This is a genomic window from Pseudomonas sp. R43(2017) (genome assembly GCF_002112345.1).
Classification (GTDB): domain Bacteria; phylum Pseudomonadota; class Gammaproteobacteria; order Pseudomonadales; family Pseudomonadaceae; genus Aquipseudomonas; species Aquipseudomonas kribbensis.
Window position 1 is genome coordinate 1 of the sequence record NZ_NEHJ01000004.1, and the last position, 19591, is coordinate 19591.

16 protein-coding genes and 1 rRNA gene are annotated in these 19591 nt (G+C 61.5%); 8 read left to right on the forward strand and 9 right to left on the reverse strand.

All coding sequences use genetic code 11. From position 1 onward, the window contains the following. The 4 genes from rrf to CAG02_RS12005 all read left to right on the forward strand — a co-directional run. Positions 1-88 (forward strand): 5S ribosomal RNA (gene rrf / locus CAG02_RS11990); the annotation flags it as partial. Between the two features lie 150 nt (positions 89-238). Next, positions 239-898 (forward strand): paraquat-inducible protein A, encoded by a 660-nt coding sequence (locus CAG02_RS11995; protein ID WP_085709260.1) that lies wholly within the window; start codon positions 239-241, stop codon positions 896-898. Continuing rightward, positions 885-1508 (forward strand): paraquat-inducible protein A, encoded by a 624-nt coding sequence (locus tag CAG02_RS12000; RefSeq protein WP_085709261.1) that lies wholly within the window; start codon positions 885-887, stop codon positions 1506-1508. Before CAG02_RS11995 ends, CAG02_RS12000 begins: the two co-directional genes overlap by 14 nt. Next, positions 1501-3804, forward strand: coding sequence for an intermembrane transport protein PqiB (locus CAG02_RS12005; RefSeq protein WP_085709262.1), 2304 nt, complete (start codon positions 1501-1503; stop codon positions 3802-3804). The genes CAG02_RS12000 and CAG02_RS12005 overlap by 8 nt, the downstream gene beginning before the upstream one ends. 67 nt (positions 3805-3871) lie before the next feature. On the opposite strand, the gene mksF is transcribed toward CAG02_RS12005, so the two are convergent. From mksF to mksB, 3 genes are read right to left on the reverse strand one after another with little or no spacing between them, the layout of a single operon-like run. Further along, positions 3872-6712 (reverse strand): Mks condensin complex protein MksF, encoded by a 2841-nt coding sequence (gene mksF, locus CAG02_RS12010; RefSeq protein ID WP_085709263.1) that lies wholly within the window; start codon positions 6710-6712, stop codon positions 3872-3874. Next, entirely contained in the window at positions 6709-7410 is a 702-nt protein-coding gene (gene mksE, locus CAG02_RS12015) for an Mks condensin complex protein MksE (protein WP_085709264.1), read from the reverse strand. The genes mksF and mksE overlap by 4 nt, the downstream gene beginning before the upstream one ends. Continuing rightward, complete coding sequence (gene mksB, locus CAG02_RS12020) at positions 7400-8680, reverse strand: Mks condensin complex protein MksB (RefSeq protein ID WP_170931593.1); 1281 nt, start codon at positions 8678-8680, stop codon at positions 7400-7402. Before mksB ends, mksE begins: the two co-directional genes overlap by 11 nt. A gap of 231 nt (positions 8681-8911) precedes the next feature. On the opposite strand from mksB, the gene CAG02_RS12025 reads away from it, so the two are divergent. Then, complete coding sequence (locus CAG02_RS12025; protein WP_085709266.1) at positions 8912-9664, forward strand: energy transducer TonB; 753 nt, start codon at positions 8912-8914, stop codon at positions 9662-9664. Then, positions 9657-10109 carry a ribosomal protein S18-alanine N-acetyltransferase gene (gene rimI, locus CAG02_RS12030; protein WP_085709267.1) on the forward strand — a complete coding sequence of 151 codons (453 nt, stop codon included), beginning with the start codon at positions 9657-9659 and terminating at the stop codon, positions 10107-10109. The genes CAG02_RS12025 and rimI overlap by 8 nt, the downstream gene beginning before the upstream one ends. Positions 10110-10156: 47 nt before the next feature. On the opposite strand, the gene CAG02_RS12035 is transcribed toward rimI, so the two are convergent. Beyond that, the gene (locus tag CAG02_RS12035) at positions 10157-10561 is read right to left on the reverse strand and encodes a serine kinase/phosphatase (protein WP_085709268.1); all 405 of its coding nucleotides are present in this window, start codon (positions 10559-10561) and stop codon (positions 10157-10159) included. Positions 10562-10703: 142 nt separating this feature from the next. On the opposite strand from CAG02_RS12035, the gene can reads away from it, so the two are divergent. Continuing rightward, on the forward strand, positions 10704-11348 hold the full coding sequence (can, locus tag CAG02_RS12040; protein ID WP_007951756.1) for a carbonate dehydratase: 645 nt from the start codon (positions 10704-10706) through the stop codon (positions 11346-11348). 8 nt (positions 11349-11356) lie between these two features. Here the strand turns inward: can and CAG02_RS12045 are convergent, their stop codons facing one another. The 4 genes from CAG02_RS12045 to CAG02_RS12060 form a co-directional block, all read right to left on the reverse strand. Continuing rightward, positions 11357-11881, reverse strand: coding sequence for an SET domain-containing protein-lysine N-methyltransferase (locus CAG02_RS12045; RefSeq protein WP_085709269.1), 525 nt, complete (start codon positions 11879-11881; stop codon positions 11357-11359). A 178-nt stretch (positions 11882-12059) separates the two neighbouring features. Then, entirely contained in the window at positions 12060-13232 is a 1173-nt protein-coding gene (locus tag CAG02_RS12050) for a hypothetical protein (RefSeq protein WP_085709270.1), read from the reverse strand. A gap of 119 nt (positions 13233-13351) precedes the next feature. Next, positions 13352-15052, reverse strand: coding sequence for an acid phosphatase (acpA, locus tag CAG02_RS12055; protein ID WP_085709271.1), 1701 nt, complete (start codon positions 15050-15052; stop codon positions 13352-13354). A gap of 156 nt (positions 15053-15208) precedes the next feature. Then, positions 15209-16627 carry a short-chain fatty acid transporter gene (locus CAG02_RS12060; protein ID WP_085709272.1) on the reverse strand — a complete coding sequence of 473 codons (1419 nt, stop codon included), beginning with the start codon at positions 16625-16627 and terminating at the stop codon, positions 15209-15211. 199 nt (positions 16628-16826) lie between these two features. Between CAG02_RS12060 and CAG02_RS12065 the strand changes: the two genes are divergently transcribed. Next, positions 16827-18140, forward strand: a complete 1314-nt coding sequence (locus CAG02_RS12065) for an MFS transporter (RefSeq protein ID WP_085709273.1) — start codon at positions 16827-16829, stop codon at positions 18138-18140. 38 nt (positions 18141-18178) lie between these two features. Here CAG02_RS12065 and CAG02_RS12070 read toward each other — a convergent pair whose 3' ends face one another. After that, positions 18179-19549 (reverse strand): gluconate:H+ symporter, encoded by a 1371-nt coding sequence (locus CAG02_RS12070; protein WP_085709274.1) that lies wholly within the window; start codon positions 19547-19549, stop codon positions 18179-18181. Positions 19550-19591: the final 42 nt, after the last annotated feature.

The following is a 19591-nucleotide window of genomic DNA, read 5'->3' on the forward strand; positions in this document are numbered from 1 at the left end:
CTGATCCCATCCCGAACTCAGAAGTGAAACGATGCATCGCCGATGGTAGTGTGGGGTTTCCCCATGTGAGAGTAGGTCATCGTCAAGATTAAATTCCGAGACCCCAATTGCGAAAGCAGTTGGGGTTTTGTTTTGCCCGCAGGAAAGTTTTTTGCCTGCAACAGCGAACAAATTTGCACAGTTATTTTCGAATCAGAACACTAGAATAGTCCCCATCTTTTTCGGAGCCAGAGCCCTTATGTCGGATTCGGTTGACGCCCCCGGGCTGTCAGATTTACCGCTGGATGACTTGGTGGCCTGCCATGAGTGCGATCTGCTGATGCGCAAGCCTAAGCTTGCTCACGGCGAAAAAGCCCTCTGCCCACGCTGCGGTTACGAACTGTATGCGCACCGCCATAACGTGGTGCAACGCAGTCTTGCCCTGGTCATTGCCGCACTGTTGCTCTACGTGCCGGCGAACTTTTTACCCATCATGCAGCTCAATGTTCTCGGGCAATCGTCGCAGGACACTGTCTGGAGCGGCGTTGTCGGTCTGTTCAATACCGATATGCGCGGTGTTTCAGTCGTCGTATTCCTGTGCAGCATGGCGATCCCACTGCTGAAACTGCTGTGTCAGTTGATCGTGTTGCTGACCATCCGTTTCAACATCGGTCGTAGCTACGGCCTGTTGCTCTACCGCATTTATCACCACCTCAAAGACTGGGGCATGCTTGAGGTCTACCTCATGGGTGTCCTGGTGGCGATCGTCAAACTGGCGGACATGGCGGCCATCACCGTCGGTCTCGGTCTGGCATGTTTCATCGGTTTGTTACTGGTTCAGGTCTGGCTCGAAGTGGTGATGTCACCGCACCAAATCTGGCAGGCGTTATCAGGAGAAGATGCCCATGCGGGCGATTGATGCGGGCATTCTGATTTGTACCGAATGCCACGAACTGAACAAGCAGGATGCCGACAGCGACGTGCAGACCTGCACCCGATGCGGTGCGCTGGTCCACGCCCGACGGCCCAACAGCCTCGCGCGAACCTGGGCGCTGCTGATCACGGCCGCGATTGTCTACATTCCGGCCAACGTACTGCCGATCATGACAGTCAGCTCTCTGGGGCAGGGTGATCCGAGCACGATCATGTCCGGTGTCATTCAACTGGTGCAGCACGGCATGATTCCGATTGCTGCCGTGGTGTTCATCGCCAGTATCCTGGTGCCTACATTCAAGCTGGTCGGCATCGCGCTGCTGTTGTTTTCGGTACAGCGCCGTCAGCCGTTATCTGCGCGTCAGCGAATCTGGATGTACCGCTTCATCGAGTTCATCGGTCGCTGGTCGATGCTCGACATTTTCGTGATCGCCATTCTGGTGGCGGTCGTCAACTTCGGCCGGCTTGCCAGCGTCGAAGCCAATCTGGGCGCCATCGCCTTCGCCAGTGTGGTGATTCTGACGATGCTCGCCGCTGTCACTTTCGATCCCCGACTGATTTGGGATAACACGGAGTCGGACGCCGACCATGACTGATTTGCCTGTAGCGAAAACCCGACCGGCTTCGAACTGGTCTGCCATTTGGGTACTGCCCCTGATTGCCCTGATCATCGGCGGCTGGCTGGGATGGCGTGCCTACAACGAAACCGGCATCGAGATTCAGGTGCGTTTCGAAAGTGGTGAAGGCATCCAGGCCAACAAGACTGAGGTGGTCTACAAAGGCATGTCCGTCGGTAAGGTCAAATCCCTCAAGCTCGATGACGAAGGCGGCACCAAAGGTGTGATTGCCACCATCGAGATGAACAAGGATGTCGATCAATACCTGAAGACCAGCACCCGCTTCTGGCTGGTCAAACCGAGCGTGACGCTGGCTGGCATCACCGGTCTGGAAACCCTGGTGTCGGGTAACTATGTCGCGATCAGCCCGGGCGAAGGCGAGCCCACACGCAAGTTCAAGGCCTTGGCCGAAGAGCCGCCGCTGTCGGACTCCAAACCCGGCCTGCACCTGACGATCAAGGCTGATCGCCTGGGTTCGCTGAACCGTGGCAGCCCGGTGTTCTACAAGCAGATCAAGGTCGGCCAGATCAAGAGTTACGTGCTGTCGGAAGACCAGAGCACCGTCGAACTCAAGGTATTCATCGAACCGACCTACGCCAAACTGGTGCGCAAACACACACGTTTCTGGAACGCCAGCGGCATCAGCATCGACGCCAACCTGTCCGGCGTGAAAGTGCGCAGCGAGTCCTTGGCCAGCATCGTCGCCGGCGGTATTGCTTTCGCCACGCCAGAGAACCGCAAGGACAGCCCGCCCACCGATCCGAGCCTGCCGTTCCGTTTGTATGAGGATTTCGATGCAGCCGCCGCCGGCATCCGTGTGAAGGTCAAACTCAGCGATTTCGAAGGCCTGCAGGCCGGGCGCACCCCGGTGATGTACAAGGGCATTCAGGTCGGTAACCTGAAAGCGCTGAAGATCGACCCGGACCTGTCCAGTGCTACCGCCGAGCTGACCCTCGATCCGCTGGCCGAAGACTATCTGGTCACCGGCACGCAATTCTGGGTGGTCAAACCTTCGATCTCCCTGGCTGGCATCACCGGTCTGGAAGCACTGGTCAAAGGTAACTACATCGCCGTGCGCCCGGGCGACAAGGGCGGTGCGCCGCAACGCGAGTTCGAGGCTCGGCCAAAAGCGCCACCACTGGATCTTAAGGCACCGGGCCTGCACCTGGTGCTGTTCACCGACAGCCTCGGTTCGATCGAGGTCGGCAGTCCGATTCTCTACAAACAGGTCAAGGTCGGCTCGGTGCAGAGCTATCAGTTTTCCAAGACCAAAAAGCAACTGGTGATCGGCGTCCACATCGAGAAGGAATACGAAAACCTGGTCAACGCCTCGACCCGGTTCTGGAACGTCAGCGGCATCACGTTGACCGGCGGCCTGACTGGCGGGATACAGGTCAAGAGCGAGTCCTTGCAGACCTTGATGGCCGGCGGCATCGCCTTCGAAACGCCGCAAGCCAAGGCGCCATTGCAGAAGCGGATTCCGCGCTTCCGTCTGTTCGCCAATCATGATGACGCGAATCAGAAGGGTGAGGTGGTGACCATCAAGGTTGACCGCGCTGACGGCCTGCGCAGCGGCACGCCGGTCCGTTTCAAGGGACTGGATGTCGGCAAGATCGAAAGTGTCGACCTGACCGATGACCTGCAATCGGTGATCCTCACTGCGCGCATCACCGAAGTGCCGGAGAAGATTGCCCGGGTCGGCAGTCAGTTCTGGGTGGTCAAGCCGGAGCTGGGGCTGATCAAGACCTCGAATCTGGAAACCCTGGTCACGGGGCAGTACATCGAAGTCCAGCCGGCGGCGAAGAGCCTAGGCCCGCAGAAGAACTTCGTGGCCTTGGCCAATCCACCGGAAGTGAGCAAACAAGAGGCCGGCCTCAGCCTGGTATTGAGCGCTGCCCGCCGCGGCTCGCTGAAACCCGGCGTGCCGGTGACCTATCGCGAAATCACGGTGGGTAAAGTCACTGGTTACGAACTGGGTCAGACCGCCGACCGCGTACTGGTGCACATCCTGATCGAGCCGAAATACGCGCCACTGGTACGCAGTGGCAGCCGCTTCTGGAACACCAGTGGTGTAGGGTTCGACATCGGTTTGTTCAATGGCCTGACCGTACGTACCGAGTCGCTTGAGACCGCGATTCAGGGCGGTATCGCCTTCGCCACACCGGACGGCGAGCGGATGGGCAACCCGGCCCGCGCCGAGCAGACCTTCCCGCTGTTCGACAAGTTTGAAGACGAGTGGCTGACCTGGGCGCCGAAAATCCCCCTCGGCAAATAATCCCGCCCAATGAAAAGGGCCGCGATCCAATGGATCGCGGCCCTTTTTTGTGCCCGTCAGTTACGCATCAAACCGCATCCAGCTCTGGTTCATCCGCTTCGACATTGATCGTGGCTTTCACCACATCGTGGCGGCGGATGTACTTCCAGTCCGCCTCGTCGATGTAGATGCCCGCCGGGCCGCTGCCGCCTTCCAGGTCAATAGCGACACTGGCGCAGACCTGCGGCTTCACGCTCGCCAGAATCGGCACGAAGCCCAGTTGCAGGCTGGTTTCCAGCAGTGCGGCCTGGTTCCTTTCGTCGATGTCCGCCGCCTCGTCGAGGTAGTACGGCAGGCGAACGCGACCGGCCAGATCGCGGTCCATCAAGTGCAGCAACAAGTACATGTTGGTCAGCGCCTTGATGGTCATCGTGGTGCCGTTGGAAGCGGCGCCATCGATGTCGGTGTGGATTACCGGCTGGCCGTTGACCTTGGTGATCTCGAACGCCAGTTCGAACAAGTCCTTGAGGCCGAGCTGGTTGTGGTTCGCCGCCACCAGCCGCGCCAGATATTCCTTGGCCTCTTCGTTCTTGTTGTCCTGCTCGGCGCTCTGGCTCAGGTCGAACACCGACAGGGTTTCGCCTTCTTCGTACTGACCGGCGCTGTGGATGATCTGGTCGATGTGCTTGAGTGCTTCCTTGTTCGGCGCGAGCACGATGCGGAAGCTCTGCAGGTTGGACACCTGACGCTTGTTGATCTCGCGGTTGAACAACGCCAGTTGATGCTCGAGGCTGTCGTAGTCGCTGCGGATGTTGCGCAGGGTCCGGGCGATATCGGTGACCGCCGCGCGACGGGCCTTGCCCAGGGTCAGCGCTTCGTCGGTGCGATGCGCGTAAGCGTTGATCAGCAACGACAGGCGTCGCTCCATGTCGTCTTCGCTGTCGAACTTGGCCACGCCCTTGAGGCGTACCTGCGCGTACAGCGCTTCGATCTGGCCATCGGCACGCAGCAGGCCTTGCCAGCTGTCCTGATAGTCGTTGAGCAGCGGCAGCAGGTTGTCCATGGAATCGTCGACCGGATCCATGAACGGCGTGCCGAACGGCAGATCAGCAGGCAGCAACTGACGGCGACGCAGGGCATCGTCGAGGGTGCGCTGCTTGGCTTCCATGTCGGCGATCTGCCGGCCGACCAGTTGCAGCTTGGCCGACAGTTGCTGGACGCGCTCGGTGAACGCATCGCTGGAACGCTTGAGTTCGTCCTGCGCGGCTTCCATCTGCGCCAGTTGCTCCAGCTTGTCGCCTTCTTCGGCACTCAGGGTCTGGGTACGACGGAAATCTTCCAGCGCTTTCTGAGCGTCCAGCACCTGCTGGTACAGCGCTTCGGTCTGGGTCTTGCTCGCGGCGCGGTCGGCGGCCACGGCTTGTTGGGTTTTCAGTTGCTTGAGTTCTTTTTCCAGACGCTCTTTCTGATCGCGCAGCGCGGCACGGTCAGCCAGCGCTTGCAGGGCCGGCGGCTCGATGTGCGAGATGTCGATCGACAGGCCCGGCACTTCGAAACGCTCGCCCTTGAAGCCGTCGAGGATCAGCTCGACCGATTTCACCCATTCGCCATCCTCGTCGAGGGTGATGCCGTGTTCACCCAGCGGCAGGCTGAACAGCGCGCTGTTGAACAGACGCATCAGACGCTCGACGTCCTGTTGCGAAAACTCTTCGCGCAGACGGGCGTAGCTGTTGTTGTCGGCGTGATCGAGTTGCTGCTTCACCGACTTCAGGCGTTTTTCCAGATCCCGCAGACGCTCTTCGAGATCCTCGGCGCTGAACTGACGGGACTGCGCCAGCGCACCGGCCAGTTCATCGTGAGCGTCCTTGGCGGCGAGCAGTTGCTGCTCGAGCACTTTGACGTCATCGATCAGTGCAAAGCGATTCTTCAGCACCGACAACTCACCCAGCCAGCGCTGGATGCCGGAGATTTCCCGCTCCAGACGCATCAGCTCCTGAGTGCCGCCGCGCTGATCGTTCTGCAGGTCGTCCTGTTCGCGACGGTAGTGCTCGGCCTGAATGGTCAGCTCTTCCTTGCGCGCCGTGGCGTAGTCCGACCACGTACCGAGCAACGAGTCGAGCAGTGGCGACAGGCGATGCAGCTTGCCGCGCAGCACGTCGCGCTGTTTCACGCCGTTGGCCAAGGCTTCGACCAACGGGCCGGCGGCCACCAGCGAGTTGTAGTCCTGTTCCATGCGACGCACGTCGCGGAAGGCTTCTTCGCAGGCCGCGATGTAGTCGACGCTGCCGGAACGCAGGCTGTGTTCGAAGGCATCGAGGAACAGCTGCTTGAGCTTGGCGGCGGTGATTTCGCGCATGTGCAGCAGGTTGATGAACAGTGCGCGGAAAGTCTTCAGGCTCTGCTCGCTGGTGGAGCGCAGCGGAATCAGGGTCAGATCCAGCGGGATCGACGTATGACCGCCAACCAGCAAGCGACGCAGTTCATCAGGCTTGAGTTCGTAGGCTTTCAGGCCTTCTTTTTCAAGGTTGCTGAACAGTTCTTTCTGGCGCAGGCAGGTATCGTTTTTCTGGTAGTGGGCCAGATCGAGCTTGCCGGCATAGGCAAAGAACTGGTGACCGAAACCACCGCCGGGGCCGCGACCGACGACGCCGATCACGTGCGGGCCATGAGGCAGGTTCACTTCGACGAGGATGTAGCTGGTGTCGGAGGCAAAGTAGAAACGCCGGGATTGTTCCAGGCTGTATTTGCCGAAACTCATGTCCGACATGCGCGCCAGGATCGGGAACTGCAAGGCGTTGATCGAGGCGGATTTACCGAGGTTGTTCGCGCCGTAGACCGACAGCGGCTCTTCCAGCGGGAACAGGCCGAGGCTGTAACCGGCGGTGTTCAAAAGGGCAAAGCGGCGGATGCCGTAGCGTTCCTGGCTCATGCGTCGGACTCCTGTTCTTCGGCAATGGCGCGGGCCAGTGCGTCTTCTTCGCTTTCTTCTTCAAACTCGGTCAGGTCTAGCGGATCGTCGGTTTCCAGCAGCCTGGCCTCGGCTTCCTCGTCGATCAGCACCGGTGCCGGCAGCGGCAGCACGCTGTGGACGCTGGCCGCCAGATCGCGGTCCTGCTGCACCGACAGGCACACGTCGAGGAAGCGGTGCATCGGCGGCAGGAAGCGGTACACACCGTTTTCTTCGCCGGCGAAACCGAGCTGGGTCATGCGGCGCATGATCTTCTCTTCCAGCTCATCAACGGTCTGCACTTCGGCCTGGATGAACAGGTCGCGGTACTTTTCCAGCAGCGATGGCAGTTCGTCGCGGCCGAGACTGCCGCCGTCCAGCACGGCGATCGGGTCGCGACCCTGGTCAGCCAGGTGCTCGACAAGGATGAAGGTGAACAGCGCCAGACGCTGGGCGGTCTTGTTTACTGCGGCGGCGGCCATGTCCGGCACGAAGTAGTAGAAACCACGGGTGTCGCAGACCAGTTCGAAGCCCAGGGCCTTGAACAGCGTGCGGTACTGGTCCTGGAAGTTCGACAGCTGCGCGTACAGCTCAGGATCGCGGCGGCTGACGTGGTAGCCCTTGAACAGTTCGCGGAAGATCGGCGCCAGTTGAGACAGTTCGGAGAGATCAAGATGCATGTGGAGTGCTCGCAGAATCCTCGGCGGCGGGGTCGCGGGCCGAGAGCAGGGCGAAGGAGCGCAGGCTGACCTGATGCTCATGAGTGTGGTATTCGCGGCGTTCCAGACGCTCGCGCTTGAAGCGTTTTTCCCGCGACAGACGCGAGAACCAGTAAAGCAATTCGTCGGTGGCGCCGTCCGGTTCCTGCTCCAGCAGCCAGGTCATCAGATCCGGCATCGGCAGGGATTCTTCGCAGCGGTCGACCATTTCGCGCACGGTGCGCGGTGCACGCGGGGCATCGCCGGTCTTTTGCGACTTGTGCGCCTTGGGGAAGCGCGCCGGTTTCGGCTCGAAACGGGCCAGGGCGTAGACGTAGGCTTCAACCTGACTGGCGCTGCCGAGGAAGGTGCTTTGCGGCCGGGTGAACAGCGGCATCGCGGCTTGCGGCACGGCGTCGATGCCTTTGCGGCGGATCGCCGCCAGCGCCAGCGCGGCACCACGGGTCACGGCGTTGTGCCGGCGCGCCTCTTCACGCAGCGGCAGCAGCAGTTCCCGGGCGTGACGCAAGGTCAACTGGGCGCTGGTCTGCATTTCGAGGATGCGCGCGTGGGTGCGCAGCAGCATGTCGTCATCGACCAGGTGGCCGAGGCGCTGTTGTTCGCTAAGCATCTTCAACAACACGGTTTCGACCTTGCGCACGCCTTGTTCGAAGGCGCCGTCGGCGTTCACCAGATCGATCATCGGCTCGACGTATTCGTCCCAGGTCGCCAGTACTTCAGCGTAACGCTGACGCAGGGGGATTTGCCGGTCGCTGGTCTTGGCCCGTTCGGCCACCGCCACCAGCGCCTGTTCGTCGTTGTCGAGTTTCTTCAGGACGTCACGCACACGCATGTCGAGCAGGCGCAGCTGACGGGCCAGGTCATTGCCGTCACGGACGTCGAACGCATCCTGGATATAACCGGCCAGACGCTCGAGGTGACGCAGGTAGGCTTCGATTTCCAGGCACAGGCCCAGACGGTGCTCCCGGCGCAGGTAGGCGAGGAAGTCGTGGATTTGCGCGTTGAGCTCGAAACGGTTCGGGCTTTTCGCCACGGGAACCAGAATGTCGAGGCGAATCCACACGTCGAGCAGGCTGGTGATGTCCTGTGGCGTGCTTTCCAGTTGTTGGGCGGCCAGTTGCGTGCGCAGTTCGTTGAGGCTCAGGGTGCCCTGGTCGAAGTGCTCGCACAGTGGCTCCAGAAGTGCCCAGTGTTCAGCGAGGGCGCGCAAGACGCGCTTGGGTTCGATCATCGGAATGGCCGGCTGGTTGGCGATTAAAAGCCGCGATTGTACTGCATCACGCGGGATGCGATTCACTCTCGGGACGGGCTGTCGCTTTTCTTTGCGTCAAGGTATCGGTCAAGACTATCGATCAACAGCGGGCGATCTTGAGCGAAGGGCGGTAGAATCAGCGCACTTCAGTTATCCACAAGTGGCCGACCCTTGCTAATCGAGTCCCGCCGCCGCGCCTATTTGAACGCCATGCAGGTGGTCAACTGGCTGCCGCGCACCGAATTGCCCTTCGCCGCTCCGTCGCGGCCCGAGCTGCTGGAGCCGCTGGAGCCAGAGCCCGAGGTTTTGCTGTCCGTCGCACCGGCATCCCCGGCTGAGGCGCCGGCTCAACCGGCTGCGCGTGTGGCCGAGCGGCCGAAGATCGAGGTCCCGCGCCCGACGCCTGCCAGCAGCCGTCCCGCCGCCAAACCGGTGGAGGAAGCCGAAGAGGCGCCAGTGGTCGCAAGGCCCGCGCCAGTGCCGCCACCGCGTTTCGCCCTGCAATTGCTGCGCGCCGGTCGTTGCCTGTTGCTGGTGGAGTTACCCACAGGCGAATCGTTCCAGAGCCGGGATCCGGCCTATCTGCTGCTCAAGGACATGCTGCGGGCCGCCGGTCTGCCGGATGCGCCGCAGATCGTCGGCGATCCGGTGCGTTGGCCACTGCTGGTGCGCGGCACCATGGATCAGGGGCCGGATGCCGCCCGGGATTTCGTCCAGGGTTTCCTTTCGGTGCAAATGGAAGCCGCGCCGTGCGCCTGCCTGTGGCTGATCGGTCTGCCGGCGGTGCGCTTCGCCGGTGAAAAGGACGCCGAAGCGTTCAACAGTGAATTGCAGATCGAGGGTCTTGGCCTGGCCTGGGCCGTGCCGGGACTGGAATTGTTGATGGAAGAGCCACAGCGCAAAGCCGCCGTGTGGCAAGCCATGCGTCGGCTGATGGCGCGCTGGAAAGAATCGAATGAGTGATGCGGTAACCTTCCGTCCGATGGTCGAAGCCGATCTGGACGCTGTGCTGAAAATTGAATTCGCGGCCTACAGCCATCCCTGGACCCGCGGGATTTTTCTCGACGGGCTGGGTAAATACCAGATCTGGCTGATGTTCGAAGGCGAGCAGCAGGTCGGCCACGGGGTGGTGCAGATCATTCTGGATGAAGCGCACCTGCTCAACATCACGGTAAAACCGGAGAACCAAGGTCGTGGTCTGGGGCTGACATTGCTCGAATACCTGATGTCCCGTGCCTATGCGGCCGATGCCCGGGAATGTTTCCTGGAAGTGCGCGACAGCAACACAGCGGCGTTCCGCCTGTACGAGCGCTACGGTTTCAATGAAATCGGCCGTCGTCGCGATTACTACCCGGCAGTGGGCGGGCGTGAAGACGCCGTGGTCATGGCCTGCACCCTGGTTGACTGATCGCCGTTGGAAGCTGCTTCAATCTGAGGCAGCTTCCAGCGAGCACTTCAGCGTTTGCGATCCATCGGGTCGCGTCGCGCCATTTCCGCTTCATCCAGCCCGTCGCCGCCGCCAATGTCGTCCTCATCGACAATGCTCAAATCCCAATCCGCCTGATTGCCTGACCCCAGCTCATCGGCATCACGGGCGCCGTCTTCGCGGATCAGGGTTTCCGGGCTCAGGTCATCGTCGGTCGGCTCATGATCAGCCACTGAAGCGCCAGTCAGACCCGCCTCCCGTACCCGTTCCCGAGGCATCCGTTGCTCACGCTCACGTTCCGGCAGTTCATCACCGATCTTTGCGCTGGGCTGTTCGTCGTCGAAATCCAGCTCATGCACCGATCCCATGCGGTCTTCGTTATCATCGATGGGCTCCGGCTGCACCGCGTCGAAGGGACGTCGTGAATCAGTCATGGCAAATCCTCATACTGTGGGCCTTACTCAGGTGGACTCACCCGGCACACGAGAAATTCCAATGAAATCACTTGCGATCCTTTCGTGACCCCGACGGACGGTTGTCTGTCATAGCAGCGCATCTTTCTTGAGGCCTTACAGCATGCATGACTTACAAGACCTGATTGATAACAACGAGCGTTGGGCTGACGCGATCACCAAGGAAGACCCGGATTTCTTCGCCAAACTGGCCCGTCAGCAGACGCCTGAATACCTGTGGATCGGTTGCTCCGATGCACGGGTTCCGGCCAACGAAATCGTCGGCATGCTGCCGGGCGATCTGTTCGTCCACCGCAACGTCGCCAACGTGGTGCTGCACACCGATCTCAACTGCCTGTCGGTGATCCAGTACGCCGTGGACGTGCTCAAGGTCAAACACATTCTGGTGACCGGCCACTACGGTTGCGGCGGTGTGCGGGCGTCGATGCAGGATCGCCAGTTCGGCCTGATCGATGGCTGGCTGCGGTCGATTCGCGATCTGTATTACGAAAAGCGCGAAGAACTCGCCAAACTGCCGACTGAAGAGGAACAGGTCGATCGCCTGTGCGAGCTCAACGTGATCCAGCAAGTGGCCAACGTCGCTCACACCAGCATCATCCAGAACGCCTGGCATCGCGGGCAGAGCCTGTCGATCCACGGTTGCATCTACGGCATCAAGGATGGCCGCTGGAAAAGTCTGAACACCACCATCAGCGGTTTCGAGCAACTGCCACCGCAATACCGCTTGCGGCCGGTCGGCGCACCGTAACCTGCAAGTCAGCGCAAGCCTTGTCGCAGCCAGCTCTTCAAATAGCGCTGGCCTTCAAGGCTGGGTGGTTCGTCATAGCCGGTAATCCAGCCGCGACAATGAGCAGATCCGCAACCGCAGGCGAACTGCCTGAGCAGTTTGTCTTCGGTAGCGGTGAGATCCATGGTCAGTCGCTCGCCCGGCTGAATGTCTCGCACGGCCCACAGCCATAATTCGCTCATGTCGATGAACACGTTCGGATCGCAGGAGTGTTCAAGCAATCCGCAGAAGCGTGGATCGTAAATATGGATGCCGGCCTGTAATTGCCGGGTCTGGCGGCAGCGGTAGGGCAGCAGTTGGCCCGAGACCCTGCACATGCGGGTGATGCGCAGGAATTCCCGGCGCGCGACGACTGCGCAGGGCGTTCCCCGGGCGTCGTGAATCACTTCGAAGTCGGCACGGGAAGGGAATCCGAGGCGCACGGGAAGCCCCATGAACGGGTAGATCCCCTCTGTATCGCGGGGCGTGGGATGGTGAAGGACTTGCGTATTCATAACGATCCCTGTCGAAAAGATGCTGCGACTTCAACAGGGCAGTTTCCATTCGGCCCGGCAACACAGTATTGGATCCAATATCGCGTATATGAAACTACAGATCTACTGTCACATCTGACAGGGGCGAAAGACGCTTTTCCGCGTCAGCCTGCGCTGACACGGAAAAGCCATTCTTGCGTCAAATATGCGGAGCAGGCACTGCGGCGTCCGGCATAGGGCTCTGGAGTTGTTGCAACTGGGCCTTGATCGGCGTGGTGGCGCACTTGGCGGCGGCCTGTTCGGCGGTCAGGTTGCGGATCGAGGTGTAGAACAGCTCGCAGGTCTTGACCTTCTGCGTCACTTGCCAGGTCTGGGTGCAGCTGTTCAGCAGGGTTTTCGGGTCGGTGCCCGGCTTGCTGCCCATGCCGGCCTGCCAGCAGGCGGCGCTCAAGTCCTGGCCCATCACTTTCAGCCCCGCCGCGTCAGCCTTGGCCTGGGCGTCGTCACCGGTGTAGCTCTTGGGATCGGCGGCGTACCAGATGTAGCTCGGGTGGTTGGAACCCAATACCGGCACGTTCACCCCGGCGCTCGGAGTGATGGTTGCCAGGCCGAGTACGTTCACGGTCGGTCCATATTGCTGTTTGATCCAGTTACGCACCGGTGCACCGAAGGCCACCATCGGCAGGGCAGCACCGCTGGCGCTGACGCTGACCTGTTTGACCATGGTGGTCTGGTAGTCCTTGAAGTAGTCGTAGACCCCTTCAAGATCGCTGCCGGCGCTGGCGGGGGCGGCAATCGGCGCGATGTCGACGATGGTCTGGTAGCCCGGCGTCTGGTCGGCCGGGATGCCGTTGTCGGTCAGCAGCGCGGCCCAGCGATCGGTGGTGTTGGAGCGCAGGTAATCCTGGGCCTGGGTCAGCGAGTAATCCGGCGGGAAGTGCAGCAGTTCGACACTTTTACGGTTTTCCAGGGCCATGCCCAGCGGCAGGAACAGATACCAGCTGTACGCCCATTTGCCATCGGCGTTGAGCTTGCTGGCGCCGGTGTAGGCCAGGTCCCCGGCATCCAGCAGCGCGGTCAGCGGCTTGTCGTAACCTTTCGGCACCCCGCTGATCTCGGCATAGATCTGACCGTTATCGTTCTTCACCAGCACCTTGGCACCGGTATAACCATCGCGTTGCACGCTCTGGCTCAGATAATGGGCGACGGTCTGCTCAAGCGTCCAGTTGCGAAAGCAGATCACGCTGCAATTGTTGGGATAAGCGAAGAGGCGGGTGACGCGTTCGGTGCTGCCCAGTTTCAGGTCGACATCGGCGTGGGCGGCTGCGCTCAATGTGAGCGCAGCGAGGGTGAGTCCTGCGAGTTTGAACATGCTCAGATCCTTTTCAGCGTGGGTTCCCCGTTGCTCGGGTGCGCCACATATTGGATCAGCCGGGTGATGGCGAGAAGCCGTCAGCCACAGTTTTTTGGGCCGTATCGCAGGACTCGTCCTCAGGCCTTGAAATGCAGGGCGTTGGTCAAATCGCCCATGGGTTTCTGGCCCCGGCCGGTCATCGCATCGTCACGCTGTTTGATCCCCGCCAGGGTCTCCAGCTGGAACACGCGGGTGATCAGGCGCAGGATCGACGCGGTGTCATAGACCGTGTGATCCACCGTGCCTTTGCGGGCAAACGGCGACACCACCAGCGCCGGCACCCGCGAACCCGGCCCCCAGCGATCGCCCTTGGGCGGTGCGACGTGGTCCCACCAGCCGCCGTTTTCATCGACGGTCACGATCACCACCATGTTTTTCCATTGCGGACTTTCCCGTAGCACTTTCAACGCGCGGACGATATGGCGATCGCCCGAAGCCACGTCAGCGTAACCGGCGTGCATGTTCAGGTTGCCCTGGGGTTTGTAGAAACTCACGGCCGGCAACTTGCCCGCCTCGGCATCGGCGAAGAACTTGTTGGTGCTCGATTCGTCTCCCAGGCCGGCGTCGCGCAGGCGTTTGCTGCGTTCTTCGGGGTGCTCCGGGCCTTGTTGCTGGAAGTAGTTGAACGGCTGGTGGTGATACTGGAAGTTGGGGATTTTCGGGATGCCGCCGGAATCCTTGAATTGATCCAGCGTCGCCTGCCAGGCACCGGCGTACCACGCCCAGTCGATGTTCTTCTTCGACAGCTTGTCGCCAATGTGCTCGTGGGTCTGCGGCACCATGACGTTCGGCAGATCGGCCTTGGAATACGCCGGACGCTCCGGGTCGCGGATCCAGGTCGGCCAGTACGGCGGGGCCAGGGTGTTGACCCCATACCCGTCCGGGGTCAGCGCGCTCGGGCCGAACTGCGGCGGGCCGGTCATGGCGCTGGCCGGGGACTGATCCAGCGGCTTGAGGCGCGGGTCGGCGGGGTCATCGCTTTGCAGCGCGGCGATCTGGCTCTTGGCGACCGAACTGGTGACGTTCGGGTAGAACGGCGCGGTGGCGCTGATCAGGTATTGGTGATTGAGGAACGAGCCACCGAAGGCACCCTGGAAGAAGTTGTCGCACAGCACAAATTCCTGAGCCACGTCCCACAGGCGCAGGGAGTAGCGGCTCTGGGCATAGTGACCCATGGTCAGGCCGCCGGAGTCGGCCCAGGCCACGAAGCCGTCATTCTTGCCGCCGTTGATCTGCATCTGGTTCTGATAGAACACGTGCCAAAGGTCGCGGGTTACCAGGCCAAGTGGCAAGTCTTCGGCATTCGGGCCTTTCAGAGCGAAAGGCGCGTTGGGCAGGTTTTCCTGAAACTGCACGGCGTTGGGATAGGTCACGCCATCAAGCGTTTGCGGGCCGACTTGCAATACACCGCCCCAGGCCGGCGGCAGGGTCTGCAGCAGGCTGCCGTCGCGGTCGCGCTGTTGGTATTCCTCGGGCTTGAGTGCGGACAGCGGCTTCTCGACACCGGGGAAATCACCGAACAGGTTATTGAAGCTGCGGTTCTCGGCGTAGATCACCACGACGGTCTTCACCTGATCGCGCAGGGCCTTGTCCAGTTCTGCGGGCGAAAGCGGACGCTCGTCGGGTTTGCCCGGCTGATCAGCGGCATTCCCGCACCCGGCCAGCGTGGCGCCCACACCCAGCACGGCGACACCACCGAGAAAACGGCGGCGGCTGGTATCGGTGGGATTGTCGGATTCAGGCGAGGAAGGGTCTTTGCCGTCGGTGTCGTCGTTCATTTAGAAGTCCGTTTATGCTTAATTGTTTCAGTATGTTTCGGGCGGACGCTAGCAAGGGAATGTGACGGTTGGGTGACATTTCCAAGGCGCAGAAACAAATGAGGGAGCCAGTACGCTAGCTCCCTCATGAGAATCACGCCTGGAGAGGATTCCGCGTCATGGCATCACCGGCGGCGTATACGCCAATGTCGTCCCCAGCGCCCACAGCAACAGCAGCACCAGCGGCGTATGCACCAGCAGTTGCACGAACGAGAAACCGATCAGATCCCGCGCCTTCAACCCCAGCACGCCCAGCAGCGGCAGCATGTAGAACGGGTTGATCAGGTTCGGCAGGGCTTCGGCGGCGTTGTAGATCTGCACGGCCCAGCCGAGGTGGTACTTCAGATCGGTGGCCACCTGCATCACATACGGCGCCTCGATGATCCACTTGCCGCCCCCGGACGGAATGAAGAAACCGAGAATCGCCGAGTACACGCCCATCAGCAGCGCATAGGTGTCGTGGGAGGCGATGCTGACGAAAAACGTCGAGATATGGTGAGCCAGAGTCTGGGCATCGGTGCCTTTGACCGTGGTCATCAGCGCGGCAATCGAACCGTACAGCGGGAACTGGATCAGTACGCCGGTGGTGGTCGGCACCGCTCGCGCCACCGCATCGAGGAAGCTGCGCGGGCGCCAGTGCAGCAATGCGCCAAGCATGATGAACAGGAAGTTGTAGGTGTTGAGCCCGGAAATCGCGGTGATCGCCGGTTTGGTCGAGAACTCGTGGAACAGCCATCCGGCCGCCAGCAGCACCAGCACGATGATCAGCAGCGGGCTGTGCTCCAGCCATTCGCCGGGCCGGGTGCGCGGTTGCAGCGGCGGCAGGTTGAAGGCCGGGTCGATGCCGCAGGCCTTGGCGTCACGCGCCGAGTTCGGGCCGGGCGCGGTGGCGTAGGCGATGATGATCGAGATCACCACCAGCGCCAGCAACATCACGCCCGACTGCCAGAGGAAAATCGTCTGGGTGAACGGAATCACCCCGGTGATCGACAGAATCGACGGCGGCAGGCTGGCGGGGTTGGCCTGCAGTTGCGCGGCGGACGACGACAGGCCCAGCGCCCACACGGCGCCAAGACCCAGATAAGCCGCGGCTCCGGCGGCGCGGTAATCCATTTTCAGATCGGTGCGGCGGGCGAGGGCGCGCACCAGCAGACCGCCGAATACCAGCGACAGGCCCCAGTTCAGCAACGATGCGACCATCGAGATCAGTGCGACCCAGGCCACGGCGGAGCGGCCGTTCTTCGGGATTCGCGCCAGGCGATCGATCAGTTTCACGGCGGGCGGCGAGCTGGCCACCACGTAACCGCCGATCACCACGAAGGCCATCTGCATGGTGAAGGGGATCAGGCTCCAGAAGCCGTCACCGAAGGCCATGGCGGCGTCGGTGGGTTTGGCGCCCATGGCCAGGGTGGCCAGGGCCACGATGATCACGGCGAGTGCGGCGAACACCCAGGAATCGGGAAACCAGCGTTCGGCAAAACTGGAGCAGCGCAAGGCAAAGCGCGCAGAGCGGCTATCTTCGATATCAACGGCCACGGGAGTACCTCGGATTTTTATGTTTATTGTGGTCTTCGGGGCTTGGCCGGCCCGTCTGGACAGGTGCCAACAGTAAATCAACCGGCGGATTTTTGTGACCGCGTTTCACTGAATCAGACTATGGTCTAACGGGTTGTCGATCGGCCCGTTTGCGTAGACCATGGGCGCCTTGGTTTTTTGCCTGCCAGAGTTCTTTGCCATGACTGCCCATTCCACTGCCCGACCGGCGCCGTTCAGCCGTTCCGACTACAAGACCCTCGGCCTTGCGGCCCTGGGCGGGGCGCTGGAGATCTACGATTTCATCATTTTCGTGTTCTTCGCCCTGACCCTCAGCCAGTTGTTCTTCCCGCCGGAAATGCCCGAGTGGCTGCGCCTGCTGCAAAGCTTCGGGATCTTTGTCACGGGCTATCTGGCACGGCCGCTGGGCGGGATCCTGATGGCGCATTTCGCCGACCGGCTGGGGCGCAAGAAGGTCTTCAGCCTGAGCATCCTGATGATGGCGCTGCCGTGCCTGCTGATCGGGATCATGCCGACCTACGCGCAGATCGGCTATTTCGCACCGCTGTTGCTGCTGGCGCTGCGCATCCTGCAAGGCGCGGCGGTGGGCGGTGAGGTGCCGAGCGCCTGGGTGTTCGTGGCCGAGCACGCACCGGTTGCGCATCGTGGTTATGCACTGGGCTTTCTTCAGGCCGGGCTGACCTTCGGTTACCTGATCGGCGCATTGACTGCGACGTTTCTCGCACAGGTGTTTACCCCGGCGGAAATCCTCGATTACGCCTGGCGTTATCCGTTCCTGCTCGGTGGAGTGTTCGGCGTGATCGGCGTGTACCTGCGCCGCTGGCTGAGCGAAACCCCGGTGTTCATGGCCATGGAAGCGCAGCGTGAGGCGCGGGTCGAACTGCCGTTGCGCACAGTCTTGCGCGAGCATCGTCTGGCGATGCTGCCGGCCATGCTGTTGACGTGCGTACTGACTTCGGCGGTGGTGGTGTTTGTGGTCATTACCCCGACCATGATGCAGAAGACCTTCGGCATGACCGCCGGCCATACCTTTGCCCTAAGCGCGTTGGGCATCGTGTTCCTGAACATTGGCTGCGTGATCGCCGGGTTGCTGGTCGATCGTCTCGGTGCCTGGCGCACAGTCATGCTTTATAGCCTGCTGCTGCCATTGGGCATCGGTGTGCTTTACAGCTGTTTGATTATGGGCGGCGACTGGGTAGGGCTGGCATACGCCATCGCCGGCCTGGCCTGCGGTGTGGTCGGTGCGGTGCCGTCGGTGATGGTCAGCCTGTTTCCGGCACGGATTCGTGTTTCGGGCATCTCCTTCACCTACAACATTGCTTACGCCGCATGGGCAAGCATCACACCGCTGTTGCTGATCGGTCTGATGCCGTGGAGCCCATGGATTTGTGTGATGTTTTGCGCGGTGATGGGCGCGGTCGGCATCGTCAGCGCGGCGTACTTCGGTGTGCGCATGCCCGGTGGCGGGCGCCGTTCGGTGGCGCCCTGTTCCTGAGGGTTGGTTGACGGCCTCTGCGCAAGTTCGCCTCGTCGTCACGTCAACCAGTGCCACCACAGCAAGGTCCCCACCAGACCCACCACCGAGACAATGGTTTGCAGGACCGACCAGACCCAGATCGTCTGTTTCAGCTGCAGGCCGAAGTACTCGCGAACCATCCAGAAGCCGGCGTCGTTCACGTGGCAGAAGAACACTGAGCCGGCGCCAATCGCCAGCGCCACCAACGAACTTTGCGTCGCGGCAAGGCCCGCCATCATCGGCGCGAGAATCCCCGCCGTCGTCGTGGTGGCCACCGTCGCCGAGCCTGTGGCCTGACGCAGTGCCACGGCAATCAGCCACGCCAGCAGCAGATACGGCATGTGCGCGCCTTCGGCGACTTTGCTGATGGTCTGGCTGACGCCGGCATCCAGCAAGGTCTGCTTCAAGCCGCCACCGGCCCCGATGGTCAGCAACAGCACGGCAATCGGCACGAGGCTTTTGCGCAGGGTGCCGCCGACGTGTTCACGCGGCATGCCGTTGGCCCAGCCGAGGCAGATCACCGCCGCCATGACGGCAATGCCCAGCGCCACCAAGGGTTCTCCGAGAAACTTCAGGGTCAGGGCGACGCCGCTTTCCGGGCTCATCGCGACTTTCGCCAGCGTGCTGCCGAGCATCAGCAACACCGGCAACAGAATGATCAGCAGCGACATGCCGAAACTCGGCTGGCGCGGCGCTTTCGGCGGGGCGCTGAACAGCGCGCCCAGTTCTGCCGGCTCATCGACGTGCATGCGTTTCGACAGCCAGTTGCCGTAGACCGGTCCGGCCAGGATCACCGCCGGGATGGCGATGCTGAAGCCCAGCAACATGGTCAGCCCGAGGTCGGCATGCAATGCGCTGACCGCGATCAGCGGTCCGGGATGCGGCGGCATCAGGGCATGCAGCGTGGTCATGCCGGCCAGCGCCGGAATCGCGATTTTCAACAGCGGCTGACCGGAACGGCGGGCCATGACGAAGATGATCGGAACCATCATCACCAGCCCCACTTCGAAGAACAGCGGCAGGCCGATCACCATCGCCACCAGCGCCATGACCCACGGCAGGGACTTGCCTTTGCCCAGTCCGAGCAAGGTCGACGCGATGCGGTCGGCTGCACCGGACTCGGCCATCAGCGCACCCAGCATCGAGCCCAGCGCGATGATGATCCCCGCTTCACCGAGAATCGCCCCGGCGCCCTTGCTGAACGCCTTTGCCACGTCCTCTGGCGGTAACCCGGCACCGACGCCGGCGATGAACGTACCGATCAGGATCGATAGAAAGGGCGGTAGCTTGCTGGCGCTGATCAACACGATAATCGTCGCAATCGCCAGCAGGCAGCAGAGAATCAGGCGGGTGTCGTGAACCATCCAGGCAGCGGTCGATAAATCCAAAACGGAACTCCTTATCGGGCGGATAGCGGCAACATGTTGTTG